Here is a 3,578-nt window from a genome sequence, read left to right on the forward strand (position 1 = left end):
GTAGTGATCGGCCACAGGTGGCTTCGTCCTTCGTTCGTGGGTCGGTGCGCCGTGCCCGGCCCACCGACCCACGAACGAAGGACGAAGCCACCTGTGGCCGATCACTACGAAGTGCTGGGCGTCGACCGCGACGCCTCCGCCGACGAGATCAAGAAGGCGTACCGCCGACTCGCCCGCGAGCTGCACCCCGACGTCAACCCGAGCGCGGACGCCTCCGAGCGCTTCAAGCTCGTCACGCACGCCTACGACGTCCTGAGCGACGCCCAGCAGCGGGCGCAGTACGACCGCGGGCCCCAGGAGGGCTTCGGCGGCGGCGGCCAGGGCTTCGGCGGGTTCGGCGACATCTTCGAGACCTTCTTCGGGCAGGGCGCGCAGGGCTCGTCCCGCGGGCCGCGCTCCCGCCGCGAGCGCGGCCAGGACGCCCTGCTGCGCGTGGAGGTCTCGCTCGACGAGGTCATCTTCGGCACCCACCGCGACCTCGAGGTCGACACGGCGGTGCTCTGCGAGACGTGCCAGGGCTCGTGCTGCCAGCCCGGCACCTCGCCGGTGACCTGCGACATCTGCCACGGCTCCGGCCAGATCCAGCGCACGGTCCGCTCGCTCCTGGGCAACGTGATGACGGCGAGCCCCTGCGGCACCTGCCGCGGCTACGGCACCGTCATCGCGACCCCCTGCTCCACCTGCCAGGGCCAGGGACGCGTCCGCGCCCGCCGCACCATCCCCGTCGACGTCCCCGCGGGAGTCGACACGGGCCTGCGCCTGCAGATGCCCGGCAGCGGCGAGGTCGGCCCGGCCGGCGGCCCCAACGGCGACCTGTACCTCGAGATCAAGGTCAAGCACCACGACGTCTTCAGCCGCAACGGCGACGACCTGCTCTGCACCCTCGAGGTGCAGATGACGGACGCGATCCTCGGCTCCACGGCGTCGCTCAAGGCGCTCGACGGCGACATCGAGATCGAGATCAAGCCGGGCACGCAGAGCACCGAGATCGTCACGATCAAGGGACGCGGAGTCACGCGCCTGCGCGGCAGTGGACGCGGCGATCTCCGCATCGGCATCCAGGTCGTCACCCCGACGAAGCTGGGCCACCGCGAGCGGGAGCTGGTCCAGGAGCTCGCGAAGCACTACAAGCCGCAGAAGCCCGCGCTGACCCACTTCCAGCAGGGCCTCTTCTCGAAGCTCCGCGACCGCTTCCTGGGCTGAGCCCGTGGCGCACCACTACATCGACGAGTCGCTGGACTCCGGCGGCTTCGTCGTCGGGGGCCGGCTCGCGCTCACCGGCGCGGAGGCACGGCACGCCGCGACCGTCAGCCGGATCCGCGCGGGCGAGAGCGTCCGGGTCGGCGACGGGCGCGGACTCGTCGCGACCGCGGTCGTCGAGAGCGCGGAGCCGGCGCGAGTGGTGCTCGTCGTGGAGTCGGTGCAGGAGTCCCCGGTTCCGTCCCCGCGCCTGGTCCTCGTCCAGGCCCTCGCGAAGGGCGACCGCGACGAGCTCGCCGTGCAGGCGGCGACCGAGCTCGGGGTGGACGAGGTCGTCCCGTGGCAGGCCGCGCGGTCGATCTCGCGGTGGTCGGGCCCGAAGGAGGAGAAGGGGCGCGAGCGCTGGCGGGCCATCGTGCGCGAGGCGAGCAAGCAGTCGCTGCGCCCCCGGGTGCCCGAGGTCGCGCCGCTCGAGCAGGTGCGCGGTCTCGTCGCGCGCGCCGCGACGTCCCGCGTGCTGGTCCTCGAGCCCTCGGCGCAGGCGCGGCTCTCCCAGGTGGTCCCGGACGGACGCGACCTGGTGCTCGTCGTCGGGCCCGAGGGCGGCATCGCTCCGGAGGAGCTGCGGCTGCTCGCGGAGGCGGGCGCCGAGGCCGTCGCGCTCGGCGACTCCGTCCTGCGCACCTCGACCGCAGGTCCCGCTGCCATCGCCGTCCTCTCGGCCCGCCTGGGCCGCTGGTGACGCTCCTCCACAGCCGCCTCGGGGCGCCGGAGCAGGGTGCCGTGGGCGAACGCGGCGCCCGTCGCGCACGGGCCCCGTTTAAGATGAGTGCATGAGCGAACCCACCGTCTTCACGCGCATCGTCCAGGGCGAGATCCCGGCCGATGTGGTGTTCGAGAACGAGCGCATCCTCGCGATCACCGACATCGAGCCGAAGGCGCCCGTCCACCTCCTCGTCTTCCCGAAGACCCAGGAGCACGCCACGGTCGCCGCCCTCGCCGCCGCCGATCCCGCCCTGCTCGCCGAGATGGTGCAGGTCGCCCAGTCGCTCGCCGACGCCCACAGCAACGGTCAGTTCCGCCTCGTCTTCAACTCCGGCGAAGAGGCGGGCCAGACCGTGTTCCACGTGCACGCCCACGTCCTGGGCGGCCACCAGACGGAAGGCTCCCTTGCCACCGGTTGAGAACACGGGCGCGAGCCCCGACGAGCGTCCCGCCCCCGGCGCGGACGCGTCCGAGACGACGCGGCGCGTCGTCGCCGTCGACGGAGTCGCGATGGTGCGCCTCCTCGGACCCCAGGACCGCCTCATCCGAGCGGTCGAAGGACGATTCCCCGATGTCCGGGTGCACGTGCGCGGCAACGAGGTGACGCTCGACGGCGAGCGCGAGCCCGTCGCCGCTGCGACGCGCCTGGTGGAAGAACTGGTGCGCATGACCGCGAGCGGGCACGATCTCGACCCGGAGGGCGTGCGCGAGTCCGCCCGCATCCTGCAGAACGGCGGGCCGGTGAGCCCGGCCGAGGCGTTCGGCCAGGCCATCCTCACGGCGCGTGGACGGAGCGTGAGGCCCAAGACGCTCGGGCAGCGCGAGTACGTCGACGCGGTCGATCAGAACACCATCGTCTTCGGCATCGGCCCGGCCGGAACCGGCAAGACCTACCTGGCGATGGCGAAGGCCGTGCAGTCGCTGCAGCGCAAGGAGGTCGAGCGGATCATCCTGACCCGCCCGGCGGTCGAGGCGGGGGAGCGGCTGGGCTACCTGCCCGGCTCGCTCACCGACAAGATCGACCCGTACCTGCGCCCGCTCTACGACGCGCTGAACGAGATGATGGACCCCGAGATCGTCCCGAAGCTGCTCGCGGCCGGCACGATCGAGGTCGCTCCGCTCGCCTACATGCGCGGGCGCACGCTCAACAACTCGTTCGTCGTGCTCGACGAGGCGCAGAACACGACGCCCGAGCAGATGAAGATGTTCCTCACCCGCCTCGGCTTCGGCTCGAAGATGGTGGTCACCGGCGACATCACCCAGGTGGACCTGCCGACCGGCGCGAGCGGACTCCGCCTCGTGACGCGGGTGCTCGACGGCATCGACGACATCCACTTCTCGAGACTGACCAGCGAGGACGTGGTCCGCCACAGCCTGGTCGGCCGCATCGTGGACGCCTACACCGAGTACGACCAGCAGAAGCAGGCGCAGCACTTCGAGCGCGAGCAGGCCCGGGAGTTCGCGAACCGCGCCGAGCGCCGCGGCCAGGCCGCCCGCCCGCCCGGCGACCGCCAGCCTCCGCGCGGCCAGGTGGAAGATCTCGCGCTCGCGGTCGGTGAGGGACGCGAAGGCGGGCGGGGTCTCGCGTCCGCTGCCCGCCGCTCCGAAGTGCT

At 72.4% G+C, this 3,578-nt stretch carries 4 protein-coding genes; all 4 read left to right on the forward strand.

What is annotated here, in order from left to right; genetic code table 11:
- The first annotated feature begins 93 nt into the window (after positions 1 to 93).
- Positions 94 to 1,203: a molecular chaperone DnaJ gene (gene dnaJ, locus C5B92_RS16705; protein ID WP_104225203.1), complete on the forward strand. Its 1,110-nt coding sequence runs from the start codon at positions 94 to 96 to the stop codon at positions 1,201 to 1,203.
- A 4-nt stretch (positions 1,204 to 1,207) separates the two neighbouring features.
- Positions 1,208 to 1,942, forward strand: a complete 735-nt coding sequence (locus C5B92_RS16710) for a 16S rRNA (uracil(1498)-N(3))-methyltransferase (protein WP_104225202.1) — start codon at positions 1,208 to 1,210, stop codon at positions 1,940 to 1,942.
- Positions 1,943 to 2,033: 91 nt separating this feature from the next.
- On the forward strand, positions 2,034 to 2,384 hold the full coding sequence (locus C5B92_RS16715; RefSeq protein WP_104225201.1) for an HIT domain-containing protein: 351 nt from the start codon (positions 2,034 to 2,036) through the stop codon (positions 2,382 to 2,384).
- 91 nt (positions 2,385 to 2,475) lie between these two features.
- A partial coding sequence (locus C5B92_RS16720) for a PhoH family protein (protein ID WP_104350616.1) occupies positions 2,476 to 3,578 on the forward strand: 1,103 nt, incomplete at its 3' end.

Source organism: Rathayibacter sp. AY1A4 (assembly GCF_002930955.1).
Classification (GTDB): domain Bacteria; phylum Actinomycetota; class Actinomycetes; order Actinomycetales; family Microbacteriaceae; genus Rathayibacter.